The organism is Ruegeria sp. D3 (assembly GCF_056534465.1).
On the sequence record NZ_JBQFPK010000012.1, the window covers coordinates 14,090 to 28,363 of the forward strand.

A 14,274-nucleotide genomic window follows, 5' to 3' on the forward strand; every position below is an offset into this window, starting at 1 on the left:
GGATCCGCAACATGATGGATATCAGTTTTTCGATCCCTTCGCTGGCGACCCGCAACAAATCTATTGGAATTGGGTCTTTAAAGCCCCTTTTGTGGCGCGACCCTTCTGACAGATCGTCCCTGTTTCAGGACGCGGCGGGTACGGTTCCCGTTGCGTCTTCTGGCGATCCGGTGCTTCGGATGAACAACAAAGGTGCATTGGGGGGTTATTTTCTGGCTCCCAGCCCGGCGGCGGCACCGATATATGCCACCGACGGAACCCACCATTGGCTGGAAAGTGACGGTGTGGATGATGTTTTGAAGTTTCAGGGAACGGTTCCGTTTTCGGTCTCTGTGTTCGAAGCCGTCGCATTTCGGACGATCAGTATCCAGCGATCTTTCGCGCATATTGTCAGCAACAAGGGCAGCGCGCGGCAGCCACTTATCTCGACACCGCAATCCCAACCGAACCGGGTGACAGTTGCTTTTGGAAGCTCTCCGATCAACGTTAACACCTCGGCATCGCTTATTGGTGTGGATGTCGTTGTCACCGGGAGGAATGATCTAGCGACGCGGGTTGCAAACGTGAATGGTATCGTCGTTTCGGGCAGCGGCGCCGCCCTGACAGATTCAAGCGCGGCCCAATATCAGGTCTATGGCCCAAATGCCGCGAATATTCGGGATTATGGCGGCGTCCATATGAATCGGGTTCCCAGTGAAGATGAGTTGGCCTTGGTTCGGGCGTTCTATGCGGCACAATCTGGTGGGGTCGCATAATCGTTCGTGCGTTATCACAGAATACGCTTTAGCGATTTGGCACAAGAGGCGGCGGACCATCAGCACCGCCACCTCGGTTTCTGATTGTGCCTGAACAAGCGCCCCCCGATTTGAAGTAAGCCGCGATGGAAAAACTCCGCTCGCAATTCTCGTCAAATCAGGCTAGAAAAACCCTGGGTAGAATACGTCAAATCAGATTCAACTCACTGAACATTTCAAATACTGCGGCACGCAGAACGAGGACCGACGCACATTATGGTCGATGTTTTTGTTGATCGTCGAGACAGCGACAAAAGCACCTATATCGCACTTGGCGCAGTTGTTCTGTTTCTGCTGTTCCAATTTGCAATTCAAGCTGTGGTATTCACCTTTGAACGGCGGCCGGATGAAGTCAAAGCAGTTGCCCGCTTTATAGAAATCCTCCTGCCTGGCGAACATGGATCCAGTCCGGTTCCGGCTGCTGAAATCTGGATGCGTCTGGTTCTGTTTGCATTCAACATATTGGTGACCTTGACGCTTGTTTACACAGGGCTGGTGAACAGAAAGACAGCTGTGCTGGCAGCAATTTGGCCTTTGTCGATCTTTCTATTCTCGAAGATTTACTGGGAGTTTTTCTACTTCCCGTTCTGCCTGATACGTCCGGACTTGTCCGCCCGAAAAGAAGGCATTGTGATGGGACTTCTGGCCGTACTGTTATACACGACCGGAGAGGCAAATCTGGGCGCTCTTCTGACGTTCCGAGCCGCTTTGTTTCTGCAACGCTCGGGTTTTGAGAAATCGGTTCCGCTTGGGATTGTCGGTCTGGCTGTTTTTCTGGACGCCGCAATGAAAACGGGCGCCGCTTACGCGTTTCCGTGGATAGGAGGTCTGATTCAGCGATTTGACTGGACCAGAAGCGTCGCTAATCCCGATTATACACCGTTTGAAAGCCTGTCAGTTTTCTTCGCAAGCTTCCATTTTTTCAGCCTGCACACCGGAGCCTATTGGATAGACGCGCTGTTTTCTGTGATTATCGTCATATATTTGTATTGCTCGGCCGAGTTCCGAACCAACCTCAGACAGCATCTGTGGTTGGTTTTGTGTTTTTTCTCGGTGTATTTTTTCTATACGCACGTGACCTATGCGTTCCAGAATGCACGCTATTTCTTCTTTTTCATTCCGGTTCTGGCAACACTGATCCCTACCAAACTGTTTCCTGGTTTGGCTTTGTTGGGGTTCTTTCACGTCCTTTGCCGAAGTATGGAGTTTCTCTGACCCAAGCGCAGATGCGTCCAGCAATCGAGTGAATTCGTGGTCCGGTCAGGGCTTGGACAAGCTCTCCAAAAGCAATTGCGCCCCTGATTGGACCAGCGGAATTTGCGTTTCAATGGCGGCTGGTTTTTTCGCCCGTTTCAAGGCAACGGCATGCTCAGTAATAGTCTGTGCCTTATCGTCAAAGTTCAAAAGATTACCGCTTTCTCCGACACGGGCGAAATACGCGTCAAGCTTGGCATCCCAGCGAAACCCGATAGCGGGAGTCGCGACCGCATGTGCGGTGATGCATGCGTGCAAACGGTGAGACACGACCGTATCCATGGCCTTTATGGCGGCGACAAGCTCTCGCGGTTTTTGCGGTCGCGGCATCCGGAACAGATTTTGCTTGGATGAAAGGGACGTCCACAGTTGGTCCAGCATCTCTTCATCTTCGCCCGCCCCGTTTGTGAACAGCGTGACGGGCTCTTGTCGGGTTTGGAGCTCGGCCAGAATCGACTGGTACTGAGATAGGGACTGTCGGAAGCCAAGCGCGTCTTGATCGGTATGGGTTTTGATGGCCGCCGGGTGTGCGACACCCAATCCGATGGTTCCCGCAACATCGGCTGGCGGTGGAGGCAAGTCCAAATTGTCCGCGATGAGGGCCGGATCAGGAACAACGTGAATCTCTGGTGTGTTCAACCCTAGTGTTTCGTAGTGCTGACGAAGATTGTCCGCCGACCCCTGATCGCGAACAGACACAAAGCACAATTTGGTCGAGCTCAATAGATCGGCGAAAACCGCAAGACCGCGGGGTGACCAGGTTTTTGCGACGCCAACGGAATGTAGGGCGATGGGCAGGTCGCGCCGCTCTGCTTCATGCACGACACGGGATATCTTGAGGGGGAAATTCAGGTTGGCATCGCTCAGCAACTGACCTCCGCCAATCACGACGGCCGCGGCGTCGCCAAAGCGATCAGGGATCAAGGGTTCAAGCCGTTTGCGGATTTGTCGCCTGACAAGTCGGGTCGCAAGGTGTTGAGAGATGCCTTGGGGCAACCGGTTTAGCAGGGACAATAGCAAGGTCCGGGCACCCTTTGGTGGTTTGGCAAACGTCTGACGCCCCGCCAGGTCCAACCAACACATATCAAGACCTTCGTTTTGGCGACGCAACTCAGTTGTCAGACAATCGGCGATCAAACCGTCCCCGAGATTGGGGCTATGCATGACTGCGGCCAATACGATCTTCATCCCGTTCCCTTTGATACCAAAATGTTTGCCAACAGCGCCTGATCCGGTCCGAACCGGTTTTGCAGGTCTTCCAGAGTCTGCGCCTTGGGCGCGGCAGGGTTTGATCCGGCATCAGAGGTGAACAGGATTTTCGAAACCAGCGAATTGCTTTTGACCCTGGATACGACGCCGGGCAACCCAAGACGGCGGACCGCCCAACCGCTATTGCGCAATAGGCCGACAAGCATCGGACTTCGAGCGGCCTGTGCTTCGAGGATCCGGTCGTCATAGGACAGGGTGTCCATGAAACGAATGCCCAGTGCCTCGCTCATGGCGCGACCAAACCCATGTGGATCTGATCTGAGTTGCCCAAAATCCAGAACATGCACGCGATCTTTTCCAAGGTGGCGCATGGCGTTCTGAACGTGCTTGCCGAACAACGAGTGTTCGATGATCTGCGGCTGCTGGTGTAAGGCGTCTTCGAAACTAGCCGTCGTCCGGCCAATCTTTCGCAGGTATTTCCAATGAGAGACGCAGCGCGAAACCGGGTCGCGTACCGTCACCAGAAACCGGCTGTCTTGCGGCAGATCATGCGCAACCCTTTGCAACGCCACCTCGGAATAAAGATAATCGTGGCAGATCTCACCGATGCGTGTGGCGTTGGTTTCGTCGGGAAATTGACGGCGGTACCAGTCCGGACCTTTGTCGTAAAAGCGGTCGAAATAGAAAATCTCTTTCGCGGTGGCCAGAGCGACATCGGGATGCTGGTTCAAAATATGCCAAATCCAGGTCGAGCCGCATTTGTCGCCCCCCAGATACAAAAAGTTCACGGGGCTTTTTTGATCGCTCATGCCCGTGGCTCCTTTGCAAGGAAGGACAGGTTTACCAGTCCGGAAGAGATCCCTGTTTTCCGGAAAATATAAAAATAGGCAGCACAGTTCAGAGCAATCAGGTTCAGGCTTATGCAAAACGCAGCGCCCATGGTCCCCCAAGCCGAAACGGAAAAGGGCAAGGCCGCCAAGGACAGACCTGTTGTGACGGACAGCATGACAAAGTGCACCCGCTCATGTCCCGACATCTCCATGATCTGGGTCGTCGGCCCTGAAAAGGCGCTGACAAGATAGCCAAAGCTGATCACGATCAACTCGGGGTGAACCACTGCATATCCGGGGCCAAACAGCTCTAATATGTGGTCGCCCCACAGAACGAATATCAGAAAGCTGGCTAAAGTGGGCAGGCCCAGCATCAGGCTAATCCGGCGACAGGTGGTTTCCGCGCCATTGTGATCGTTCCTGCCAAACTGGGCCGCCAGCAAGGGGGCTGCGACGATGTTGATCGCCATCAGGAACAGTTCAAGCACCATGGCCGTGCGCAGGGCGGCAAAAACGGCACCGACCATAGCGGCAGGAAGCAGCCCGCCAAGGATGACAATCGCCACGTTGCGCCCAGCCGCGTTGACAACCGAGTTTCCCCACATCCCCCATGAGGCCGACAGCCATTTGCGTTTCTCACTGAAATCGGCAGGCCCGCGCAACAATCGCAACGGGTTCGTCAGGGGGAGCAGAAAGGACTGCGCCAATGTCAGCACGATCAAAAGGCCCGACATGATCAACACTGTGGTCACTGCATTCAAACCAGGCAACCATCCGGATACCGCCAGAGCGGCCACCGAGATCACGATCAGGCGGAACAGGATGTCCCTTGGAACAAGTGCGATCCAGACCGAACCCGCAGCCCTTTGTGGATTGGGCTGAAACTCGGCCAGAGCCAGCGCAACCGTCAACAGGGCCGCAGACCACAACAAACCCTGCTGGTTTGCAAAGGACGGCAGGCTGTATGCCATCAAAGCCAAGCCCAATGCCGCTATGATCGAACCGCTTAGGACAATGGCATAGCTGAACCGCAAAACGCCCCGGGCTTTGGCGTCCTCTTGTTCGTGCAAATAGAACGAAGCAAAGCGCAGAATGACACTGCGTTGCCCGATCGACCCGACAATCGCCAATATAGTCGCCAATGAAAACGCAAAGCTGAACTGTCCAAATCCCACGTCGCCAAGGCTGCGTGACAAGGCGACGAACATCAGAAATGAAAGCCCCGCCGCTCCGCATTTTATACACAGGGCGGCTAGGCTTCTAAGGGCAAACCTTCTGCCCGAGGTCTTTGTGCCCGTGTTAGTGTCGCTTTGGAGCATTATGCGCGGCGCAAGTCCGGGGCGGTCAGGTGCAGTTCTTGCCTCACCAGGTCCGCGATTTTAGCCTTGAAGACCCGTTGATCGAACCGGGCCGCATGCGCGCGTATTTTCGAAGGTGCATTGGTTAGCGCCACGTCGCCCTCAAGCGCATCAATCGCGGAATTCAACGCTGTCACTGTCTGGTCGTGAAAATGCACTCCTGAAACACCCGGCAGCACTGTATCCAATGCTCCGCCGCGCCCATAGGCCACCACTGGGCGCCCCGAGGCCATCACCTCGACCGGGATGATCCCGAAATCTTCTTCCCCGGGGAAGACCAGCGCTTTGCAGGTTGCAAATTGGCGTTTCAGCTCTCTAAAGGGCACACGCCCAAGAAACGTGATGTTGTCTTTGGCTTTTTTCGTCAGCTCTTCGCGCAGTTCGCCATCGCCGATGACAACCAGTTTACGCCCCGAAGCGTTAAAGGCATCAATGGCCAGATCGGCCCGTTTATAAGACACCATTTCCCCCGCCAGAAGATAGTGATCGCCGACGTCGTCCGAGATGCTGAAGTCATCGATTTCGACGGGCGGGAAAATGACATCTGCTTCGCGCCTGTAATACTTGTTTATGCGCTGGGCGACGAAGCCCGAATTTGCCATGAAACGGTCCACCCGGGCGGCGCTGGTGACATCCCATATCCGCAGCTTGTGCGCCACTAACGGCATTGCCACACGGGCGAAGCGACCGGCAGAGGCGCGATAGATGTGATAATGGTCCCAGATATAGCGCATGGGTGAATGGCAGTAGCACAGATGCACCGCGTCGGGTCGGGGGATTACACCTTTGGCCGGGCCACTTTCGCTGGACAGGATCACGTCGAACTCGGTCATATCCATAAGCTCAAGCGCCATTGGCATCAGGGGCAGGTATTTCTGATAGTGCTTTCGCGCGCCGGGCAGCTTCGAGATAAAGGTTTCCCGAACTTCGTGCTGTCTGATCCTGTCACTGACCTGAGCGGGGTCGTAGACATGGGTGATTATGACCGCGTTCGGAAACAGCTCCAGAAGGCTTTCGACAACTTTTTCGCCTCCACGCATGCCCAAAAGCCAATAGTGAACAATTGCCACCCGAAGCCCCGCCAAATCGGCCGAATTCCTCTCGGAATGCTCGGTTGGAAGCGCTTTAAAATCTGTCATTCAAAAAACCTGTGAAACTGACAGCGCTTCAATACCGCGCTGCCGTCAAGTTGATGCGATCAGTCCCGCGCATAAACGTCTTCGTATCGAATGATGTCATCTTCGCCGACATAGGCCCCGGTCTGAACTTCGATCAGTACCATGGGCACTTTGCCCGGATTCTCCATCCGGTGGACCGAGCCGAGCGGTACGTAAACGCTCTGGTTCTCGGTCACCAGTTTTACTTCGTCGTCGATTGTCACTTTTGCGGTGCCTTCGACCACGATCCAATGCTCAGACCGGTGGACATGGCTTTGCAGCGACAATGACGCGCCGGGATGGACAAGTATCCGCTTGACCTGAAAGCGGTCGCCCACAACCAGGCTCTCAAACCACCCCCAAGGCCGATGGTCCTTGGGGAATTGGGTGGCTTGCGCCGACCCCTTGGCCTTAAGCGCGGAAACGGCTTTCTTGACATCCTGCGCGCGGGACTTGTCTGCCACCAGCACCGCATCATTCATCGCGACGGCCATGATATTGTTCAACCCGATCCCCACGACCTCAAGCCTGTCGCTGTCCGACCGTAGCAGGGTGTCGTGACAGTCGATGGCGGTGGCATCTCCGGTGGTCACGACTCCGTCGGCATCTGGCCCGCTTTCGCGCCATACCGCGTCCCAGCCGCCCAGATCCGACCAGGCTGCATCAAACGGAACCACGGCTAGGTTGTCCGCCTTTTCCATGACTGCATAGTCGATCGAGATATCCTCGGCCTTCGACCATGGTTCAGCCGCAAGACGCAGAAAGCCCAGGTCAGGTTTGGCAACGTCCAGCGCTTTTTGCACCGGCTCCAGCAGCGTTGGCGCATGTTTTTCGAAAGCTGCAATGATATCGGTCGCGCGGAACAGAAAGATACCGGCGTTCCACTTGAAATTCCCAGCCGCCAACATCTGAGCCGCCCGCTCGGCATCGGGCTTTTCCACGAATTGCTTCAAGGGAACAGTGGCGCCGTCTGTGCCGGGTTGTTCAGCCAGTTCCAGGTATCCATAAGCCGTTTCCGCATGTGTCGGCGTTATACCAAATGTCACCAGTTGCCCCTGCGCCACCGCATCCAGACCCTGTGCCACAGCAGCGTGAAATGCTGCGACATCAGGAACGACGTGGTCGGATGGCGCAACCAACAGCACTGCGTCTTTGTTTTCAGCATATGCATGAAGGGCGGCAGCCAGAACGGCTGGGGCGGTGTTGCGGCCCTCGGGCTCGATCAGGATGGCACCGGGGTCGATGCCAACGGCCTGCAATTGCTCGGTCACGATAAAGCGAAAGTCCGAGTTGGTCAGAACCATTGGTGCGGTGCATTGCAGCTGATCGTTGTCAGCGGACAATCGCAGCGCCGAGCTTTGAAACAGGGTGTTATCCCCGATCAGCGACACGAATTGCTTTGGATAGCTTTTGCGGGAAAGCGGCCACAAGCGGGTTCCAGAGCCTCCGCACAAAAGAACGGGAGTAATCTGCATGATGGTTTCACTCAATCAAACCTAGGTTGTCTTTGGTCCTAGAGAATGGCCTTTCCTTTGACAAGCTAAGGGGCATGTTTGCGATGTAGAATTCACATTTTTGATTGAGTTCGTACATTTTTGACTCACCCCCCTACCTAAAAGGTGAAGCTCATGTGCCCGAGACTACCCTATCGCCGTTTGGACGGCACTAAGCGTTTGTTTCTAAACGCCGAAAAGAGTTCGCGGGCGATGATTAAAAAATGATCGCCAGAGTCAAAAAACCGTGCAACCAACCCGCTACGCCAGATGAACAATTTGACTGAACAGTAAAAAAATGCTCGCATCTCAAAAAACAGGAGAGTGTCATGGCTGATCATAAATTATCGCGAAGGTTATTGCTTGCTGCCGTTGCAGCGGCGTCCACTTTGTACTCTGCCGGTCTGGCGGCGGCTGAGACGGTCAAGGTGGCCGCAATCTACACTCTGCCGGTGGAACAACAATGGATCAGCCGCATCCACAAAGCGCTGAACGCTGCCGCCGAGCGCGGCGATATCGAATACGTATTCTCGGAGAACGTGGCCAACACGGATTACGAGCGGGTGATGCGCGAATATGCTGAACAGGGTTCGCAACTGATCGTGGGCGAGGTGTTTGGTCTGGAACGTGCGGCGCGCAAAGTGGCCAAGGATTATCCTGACACGGCATTCCTGATGGGATCGTCCTTCGGTCCTGTGGGGCCGAATTTCTCGGTCTTTGACAACTGGATTCACGAACCTTCCTATCTGACAGGCATGGTTGCCGGTGCCGCGACTGAATCGAACGTGATCGGTATGGTCGGCGGTTACGCCATCCCCGAGGTGAACCGCCTGATGAACGCCTTCATGGACGGCGCACGCGAGGTGAACCCGGATGTCAAATTCCTCGTGACCTTTATCGACAGCTGGTACGACCCGCCTAAAGCCAAGGAAAGCGCGATCGCCATGATGGATGCGGGTGCGGACATCATGTATGCCGAACGTTTTGGTGTATCGGATGCAGCGGTTGAGCGCGGCGTCAAGGCCGTTGGCAACGTCATCGACACGTCGGGCGACTATCCGGGTACGATCATGGCATCGGCCTTGTGGCATATGGAGCCGACAATCGACAAAGCCATCGCCAACGTTTCCAGCGGCACGTTCGAGGCGTCGGATTACGGCCAGTACAGCTTTATGGGCTATGGCGGTGGCTCGATGGTTCTGGACGAGGAACTGGTGCCTGCTGATGTTGTCGAAGCGGTCAATGCCCGTCAGGCGGAAATCCTTGATGGCCTGTTCCGCGTGAATGTGAATGACGATCGCCCGGTCTCGGACCAGTGATCCCTTTCGGGCCGGTCTGTGAAACCGGCCCATTTTCCAAATGACCAAATCCACAGTTCTGAAACTCAACGGGTTGAGCAAGCATTTCGGCCCGGTCATCGCCAATGACAACGTCCACCTGAGCCTGAACAAGGGTGAGGTTCTGGCATTGCTGGGCGAAAACGGCGCGGGCAAGACCACGCTGATGAATATGCTGTTTGGGCATTATTTGCCCGATTCAGGCTCTATTGACGTGGCGGATGAGGCCGGGCATCTGCACCCCTTGCCGCTGGGCCATCCGCAGGTGGCACTGGCTTCGGGCGTGGGAATGGTGCATCAGCATTTCACGCTGGCCGAGAATATTTCGGCTTTGGACAACATTACACTTGGGTCCGAGCCCTTGTTTGCCTTGCGCCGCAACCGGCGCGAAGCCCGCCGCAAGATCGAGGCGATCATGGCGCAAAGCGGCCTGACCGCCCACCTGGACACACCGGTCGGGCGTTTGTCAGTGGGTGAGCGTCAGCGTGTCGAGATTCTCAAAGCCCTCTACCGCGACGCGCGCATTCTGGTTCTGGACGAACCGACTGCCGTTCTGACCCCGCAAGAGGCTGACATGCTGTTCCAGAACATTCGACAGATGACGGACGAGGGGCTGTCAGTCATTTTCATCAGTCACAAACTGCGCGAGGTTTTGTCTTTCTCTGATCGTATCGCTGTCCTACGCCACGGGAAGAAGGTCGGCGAGATGTTGACTGCGGATGCCGACGAGAAATCGATCGCACGCATGATGGTTGGTGCCGACACGCCCGAGCTGGCCGGGTCTGAACTGACACCGGGTGATCCCGTGTTGACCATGTCCGACGTTTCGGTTCCAGGGCGGTCCAAACGGGACACATTGACCGGGGTGAACATGACTGTGCGTGCTCATGAAATTCTGGGGATTGCCGGTGTATCGGGCAACGGGCAAAGCGGTCTGGCCAACGTCATTGCGGGTCTGACACGGCCAGAACAGGGTCTAATTCGGGTGGATGGCGTCGAAATCACCTCTCCGACCCCCGCCAAAATGGTGGGTGCAGGCGTTGGTCGGATTCCCGAAGATCGGCATCACGAGGGGATCGTAGGGGCCATGAGCGTGGCCGAAAACATGGTGATAGAGCGGTTAAACGACCCCGAGGTTCAGTCCTACGGTTTGTTGCTGCGGGAAGATATCCAAGACAACGCAGAGAGGCTGTCCAAAGCCTATGACGTGCGCGGACCGGGTGTTGATGCGCCAGCGCGGTTGTTGTCGGGGGGCAATATCCAAAAGCTTATTCTGGCGCGTGTGTTCGATCGCTCCCCACGCCTTATTCTGGCAAACCAACCGACACGTGGTCTGGACATGGGCGCAGCGGCAGAGGTCGGCAAACGTCTGCTGAACGCACGGGCGCGTGGCGCTGGTGTGGTCCTGATTTCCGAGGACCTTGATGAATTGCTAAGCCTTGCGGACCGCATCGTTGTGATCCGTGACGGCGAATTGCATGAAGCCCCCGGTCGCGACCGCGAGCAGATCGGACTGATGATGGCAGGAGAACCGGCATGATCCGCATCGAACCGCGCCAAACCCAGTCGCGGGCTTTCACTCTGGGTGTGCCCATCCTGTCCGCCGTGATCGCGCTGGGCTTTGCTGCCATTCCCCTGTTGGCTGCGGGTGCAAATCCGATCACTGCATATGCCGAGATGTTTCGTGGCGTCTTTGGGTCGGTCTTTGCCTTCTCTGAAGTGCTGACGCGGGCGACACCGTTGATCTTTACCGGCCTCGCCGCCGCGTTGGCCTTTCGCGCAAAGCTGTGGAACATCGGGGCCGAGGGACAGCTTTATCTGGGCGCTATGGCCGCCGTGGCTATTGGATCTGGGGTGCTGGATATCTCTGGCATCCTTCTGTTACCGCTGATCGTTCTTATGGGCGCGGCGGCGGGGGCGGCGGGGATGGTCGCCCCCACTTATTTGAAAACCCGCTTTGGTGCGGATGAGGTGGTCACGACGCTGTTGCTGAACTTCATTATCCTGATCTTCGTTCAGATGATGCTGGAAGGGCCATTGAAAGATCCGATGGGGTTGGGTTGGCCGCAATCTGCTCCGGTTTTGGATCAGGGAATGCTGCCTCCGTTGTTGGACCGGATGCGCGTTCATTCGGGGCTTATTTTGGCTCTAATACTGGCCGGATTGGCACAATTCATGTTGGCGCGATCTGTATGGGGCTTCCGGCTGCGCGCAGTCGGAGAGAACGCCGCCGCCGCGCGTCACGCAGGGATCAACGTGAACCGATCGCTGTTCGGCGTGGCCATTCTGTCGGGTGGTCTGGCCGGGCTTGCGGGTGTCAGTGAAGTCGCAGGTTTGAAAGGATACCTGACCGCTGATCTGTCGCCGGGCTTTGGCTACACGGGCATTGTCGTCGCCATGCTGGCGGGGCTGTCGCCGGTGGGGGTCGTGATTGCTGCGCTGTTTATCGCCTCAGTCTTCGTGGGCGCCGACAGTATGAGCCGGGCCATGGGGGTCTCGTCGTTCCTGGCGGATCTGGTCGTCTCAATGTCGTTGCTCTGCGTTCTGGTCGGCGGGTTCGTGGCGCGGTATCGCATCGTCCGGGCCAGCACCACGAGGGCTGCGTCATGATGGATATCCTTAACATCCTGCTCTCTGAAAGCTTTTGGGCTGCATCCCTGCGTATTGCTACACCGCTGATCTTTGGCGTGCTGGGCGCGCTGATCTGCGAACGGGCGGGCGTTTTGAACCTTGGAATCGAGGGCATCTTTGTCGTCGGCGCCATGTGCGGCTGGATGGCCGTCTGGTTGGGTGCTGGCTTGTGGGGTGGTGTTTTGGTTGCCGCTCTGGCCGGAGGGTTCTTCGGCTTGCTTCACGCGATCCTGACGGTGCCTTTGGGACTGTCGCAACACGTCTCGGGGCTGGGGATTACATTATTTGCGACCTCGGCCAGCTATTACACCTATCGCACGGCGCTGCCGAACGTTTCTTCGCCGCCAAGGATCGAGCCGTTTCAGCCGCTGGATCTGCCTGTGCTGTCAGATTTACCTTTTTTAGGGTCTGTTTTGTTCCAACAGACGGCGCTGACATGGCTTTCGCTGCTGCTGGTTGTGGTGGTCTGGTACGTGCTGAACCGCACCGCGCTGGGCGTGGCGATCAAGGCCGTGGGCGACAACCCCGACAGCGTCGATGCGCAGGGTCTGTCGGTTTACGGCCTGCGGATCGGTGCCATCGTCGTGGGTTCGGCCCTGATGGCTCTGGGCGGAGCCTTCCTGACCATGAGCGCCTTTGACGCTTTCTTTTTCGGTATGGTCAATGGACGCGGCTGGGTCTGTATTGCGCTGGTCATTTTCGCCAGCTGGAGGCCGGGCAAGGCGCTGCTGGGCGCGCTGCTATTCGGTGCGTTCGACGCGCTACAGGTACGCTTGCAAACCGAGGTTGGTGCGTTGGTCCCCGGTCAGGTCTTCCTGATGGTACCCTATGTCCTGTCGATCATCGCCCTTGTGATTGCCGCGCGCTCGGCCGATTATCCACGAGCATTGCTTACCCCATGGTTTAAAGGTCAACGCTGACTATGGTCGATCTGCTTATCAAAAACGCCAACCTAACGGACGGTCAGACCGGCATGGATATCGCCTGCCAGGGCGGCAAGATCACGGCGGTCGAGGCCGGAATCACCGCCGACGCGGCAGAGGTGATCGACGCCCAGGGTCAGCTGGTCTCACCCCCTTTTGTCGATCCGCATTTCCACATGGATGCGACCCTATCACTGGGCAATCCACGCATGAACGTCTCGGGCACGCTGCTTGAGGGGATCGCGCTGTGGGGCGAGTTAAAGCCGTTGCAATCGGTCGATGACATCGTCGCCCGCGCGTTGCGCTATTGCGAACTTGCCGTAGCCAAAGGCATCGGCGCGATCCGCAGCCATGTGGATACTTGCGATGATGAACTGAAGGGCGTGCAGGCGCTGTTGCAGGTACGCGAGCAGGTGAAAGACTATTTGGACCTGCAACTGGTGGCCTTCCCGCAGGATGGTGTGTTACGCGACCCGACCGCGATGCAGAACACACTCCGCGCGCTGGATATGGGCGTAGATGTGGTGGGCGGTATCCCGCATTTCGAAAGGACCATGTCGGATGGGGCGGAATCCGTCCGACTGCTGTGTGAAATCGCGGCTGAACGCGGCTTGATGGTCGATATGCACTGTGATGAGAGTGACGATCCCCATAGCCGCCATATCGAGACGCTTGCTTATGAAACCCAGCGATTGGGGCTGAATGGCCGGGTGGCGGGGTCGCATCTGACGTCGATGCACTCGATGGACAATTACTACGTTTCGAAACTGATCCCGCTGATGGTCGAGGCCGGGGTGCATGCGATCCCGAATCCTCTGATCAACATCATGCTGCAAGGCCGCCATGACAGCTATCCCAAGCGACGGGGCCAGACCCGCGTACGAGAGTTGCGCGATGCGGGGATCACGGTCGGGTTTGGCTCTGACTGTGTGATGGATCCCTGGTATTCGCTGGGCAAGGCCGACATGCTGGACGTGGCCTTTATGGGGTTGCATGTGGGGCAGTTATCCAGCCGCGCAGACATGACGTGGTGTTTCGAAGCAGTAACTATGAATTCCGCCCGCATCATGGGGTTGGACGGATACGGTGTGGCCAAAGGCTGTGATGCGAATTTCGTGCTGTTGCAAGCGGCAGATCCGATTGAGGCGATCCGCCTGCGCGCGCACCGGCTGGCTGTGGTGCGTAAGGGGCGGGTGATCTCTCGGTCGGTCCCGGTGACGCATGATTTGAGCCTGCCGTCCGGAAAAAGAACGCTGGACGAGGCTCGTGTTCCATTTGAAGGATAGTT

12 protein-coding genes are annotated in these 14,274 nt (G+C 56.7%); 7 read left to right on the top strand and 5 right to left on the bottom strand.

Going from position 1 to position 14,274, the window contains the following annotated elements:
• Positions 1-11 precede the first annotated feature (11 nt).
• Both ACR0DX_RS16835 and ACR0DX_RS16840 read left to right on the top strand, forming a co-directional pair.
• A complete protein-coding gene (locus tag ACR0DX_RS16835) occupies positions 12-755 on the top strand; it encodes a hypothetical protein (RefSeq protein WP_170353903.1) in 744 nt (247 codons plus the stop codon).
• Between the two features lie 255 nt (positions 756-1,010).
• Positions 1,011-2,009 carry a hypothetical protein gene (locus tag ACR0DX_RS16840; RefSeq protein ID WP_170353901.1) on the top strand — a complete coding sequence of 333 codons (999 nt, stop codon included), beginning with the start codon at positions 1,011-1,013 and terminating at the stop codon, positions 2,007-2,009.
• Between the two features lie 45 nt (positions 2,010-2,054).
• Here the strand turns inward: ACR0DX_RS16840 and ACR0DX_RS16845 are convergent, their stop codons facing one another.
• Genes ACR0DX_RS16845 through ACR0DX_RS16865 form a run of 5 tightly spaced genes read right to left on the bottom strand, consistent with a single transcriptional unit; the run spans position 2,055 to position 8,077 of the window.
• The gene (locus ACR0DX_RS16845) at positions 2,055-3,236 is read right to left on the bottom strand and encodes a polysaccharide pyruvyl transferase family protein (protein ID WP_170353899.1); all 1,182 of its coding nucleotides are present in this window, start codon (positions 3,234-3,236) and stop codon (positions 2,055-2,057) included.
• Positions 3,233-4,066 carry a sulfotransferase gene (locus ACR0DX_RS16850; protein WP_170353897.1) on the bottom strand — a complete coding sequence of 278 codons (834 nt, stop codon included), beginning with the start codon at positions 4,064-4,066 and terminating at the stop codon, positions 3,233-3,235. The genes ACR0DX_RS16845 and ACR0DX_RS16850 overlap by 4 nt, the downstream gene beginning before the upstream one ends.
• Positions 4,063-5,406 (bottom strand): lipopolysaccharide biosynthesis protein, encoded by a 1,344-nt coding sequence (locus ACR0DX_RS16855; protein ID WP_170353895.1) that lies wholly within the window; start codon positions 5,404-5,406, stop codon positions 4,063-4,065. The genes ACR0DX_RS16850 and ACR0DX_RS16855 overlap by 4 nt, the downstream gene beginning before the upstream one ends.
• Positions 5,406-6,584 carry a glycosyltransferase gene (locus tag ACR0DX_RS16860; RefSeq protein WP_480846810.1) on the bottom strand — a complete coding sequence of 393 codons (1,179 nt, stop codon included), beginning with the start codon at positions 6,582-6,584 and terminating at the stop codon, positions 5,406-5,408. The genes ACR0DX_RS16855 and ACR0DX_RS16860 overlap by 1 nt, the downstream gene beginning before the upstream one ends.
• 59 nt (positions 6,585-6,643) lie before the next feature.
• A complete protein-coding gene (locus ACR0DX_RS16865; protein WP_170353892.1) occupies positions 6,644-8,077 on the bottom strand; it encodes a mannose-1-phosphate guanylyltransferase/mannose-6-phosphate isomerase in 1,434 nt (477 codons plus the stop codon).
• 347 nt (positions 8,078-8,424) lie between these two features.
• Between ACR0DX_RS16865 and ACR0DX_RS16870 the strand changes: the two genes are divergently transcribed.
• From ACR0DX_RS16870 to ACR0DX_RS16890, 5 genes are read left to right on the top strand one after another with little or no spacing between them, the layout of a single operon-like run.
• Positions 8,425-9,414, top strand: a complete 990-nt coding sequence (locus tag ACR0DX_RS16870) for a BMP family protein (RefSeq protein ID WP_170353890.1) — start codon at positions 8,425-8,427, stop codon at positions 9,412-9,414.
• Between the two features lie 40 nt (positions 9,415-9,454).
• Entirely contained in the window at positions 9,455-10,972 is a 1,518-nt protein-coding gene (locus ACR0DX_RS16875) for an ABC transporter ATP-binding protein (RefSeq protein WP_480846812.1), read from the top strand.
• Complete coding sequence (locus ACR0DX_RS16880; RefSeq protein WP_480497998.1) at positions 10,972-12,042, top strand: ABC transporter permease; 1,071 nt, start codon at positions 10,972-10,974, stop codon at positions 12,040-12,042. Before ACR0DX_RS16875 ends, ACR0DX_RS16880 begins: the two co-directional genes overlap by 1 nt.
• Positions 12,042-12,983, top strand: a complete 942-nt coding sequence (locus tag ACR0DX_RS16885; protein ID WP_170353988.1) for an ABC transporter permease — start codon at positions 12,042-12,044, stop codon at positions 12,981-12,983. Before ACR0DX_RS16880 ends, ACR0DX_RS16885 begins: the two co-directional genes overlap by 1 nt.
• A gap of 2 nt (positions 12,984-12,985) precedes the next feature.
• Complete coding sequence (locus tag ACR0DX_RS16890; protein ID WP_170353884.1) at positions 12,986-14,272, top strand: amidohydrolase family protein; 1,287 nt, start codon at positions 12,986-12,988, stop codon at positions 14,270-14,272.
• Positions 14,273-14,274: the final 2 nt, after the last annotated feature.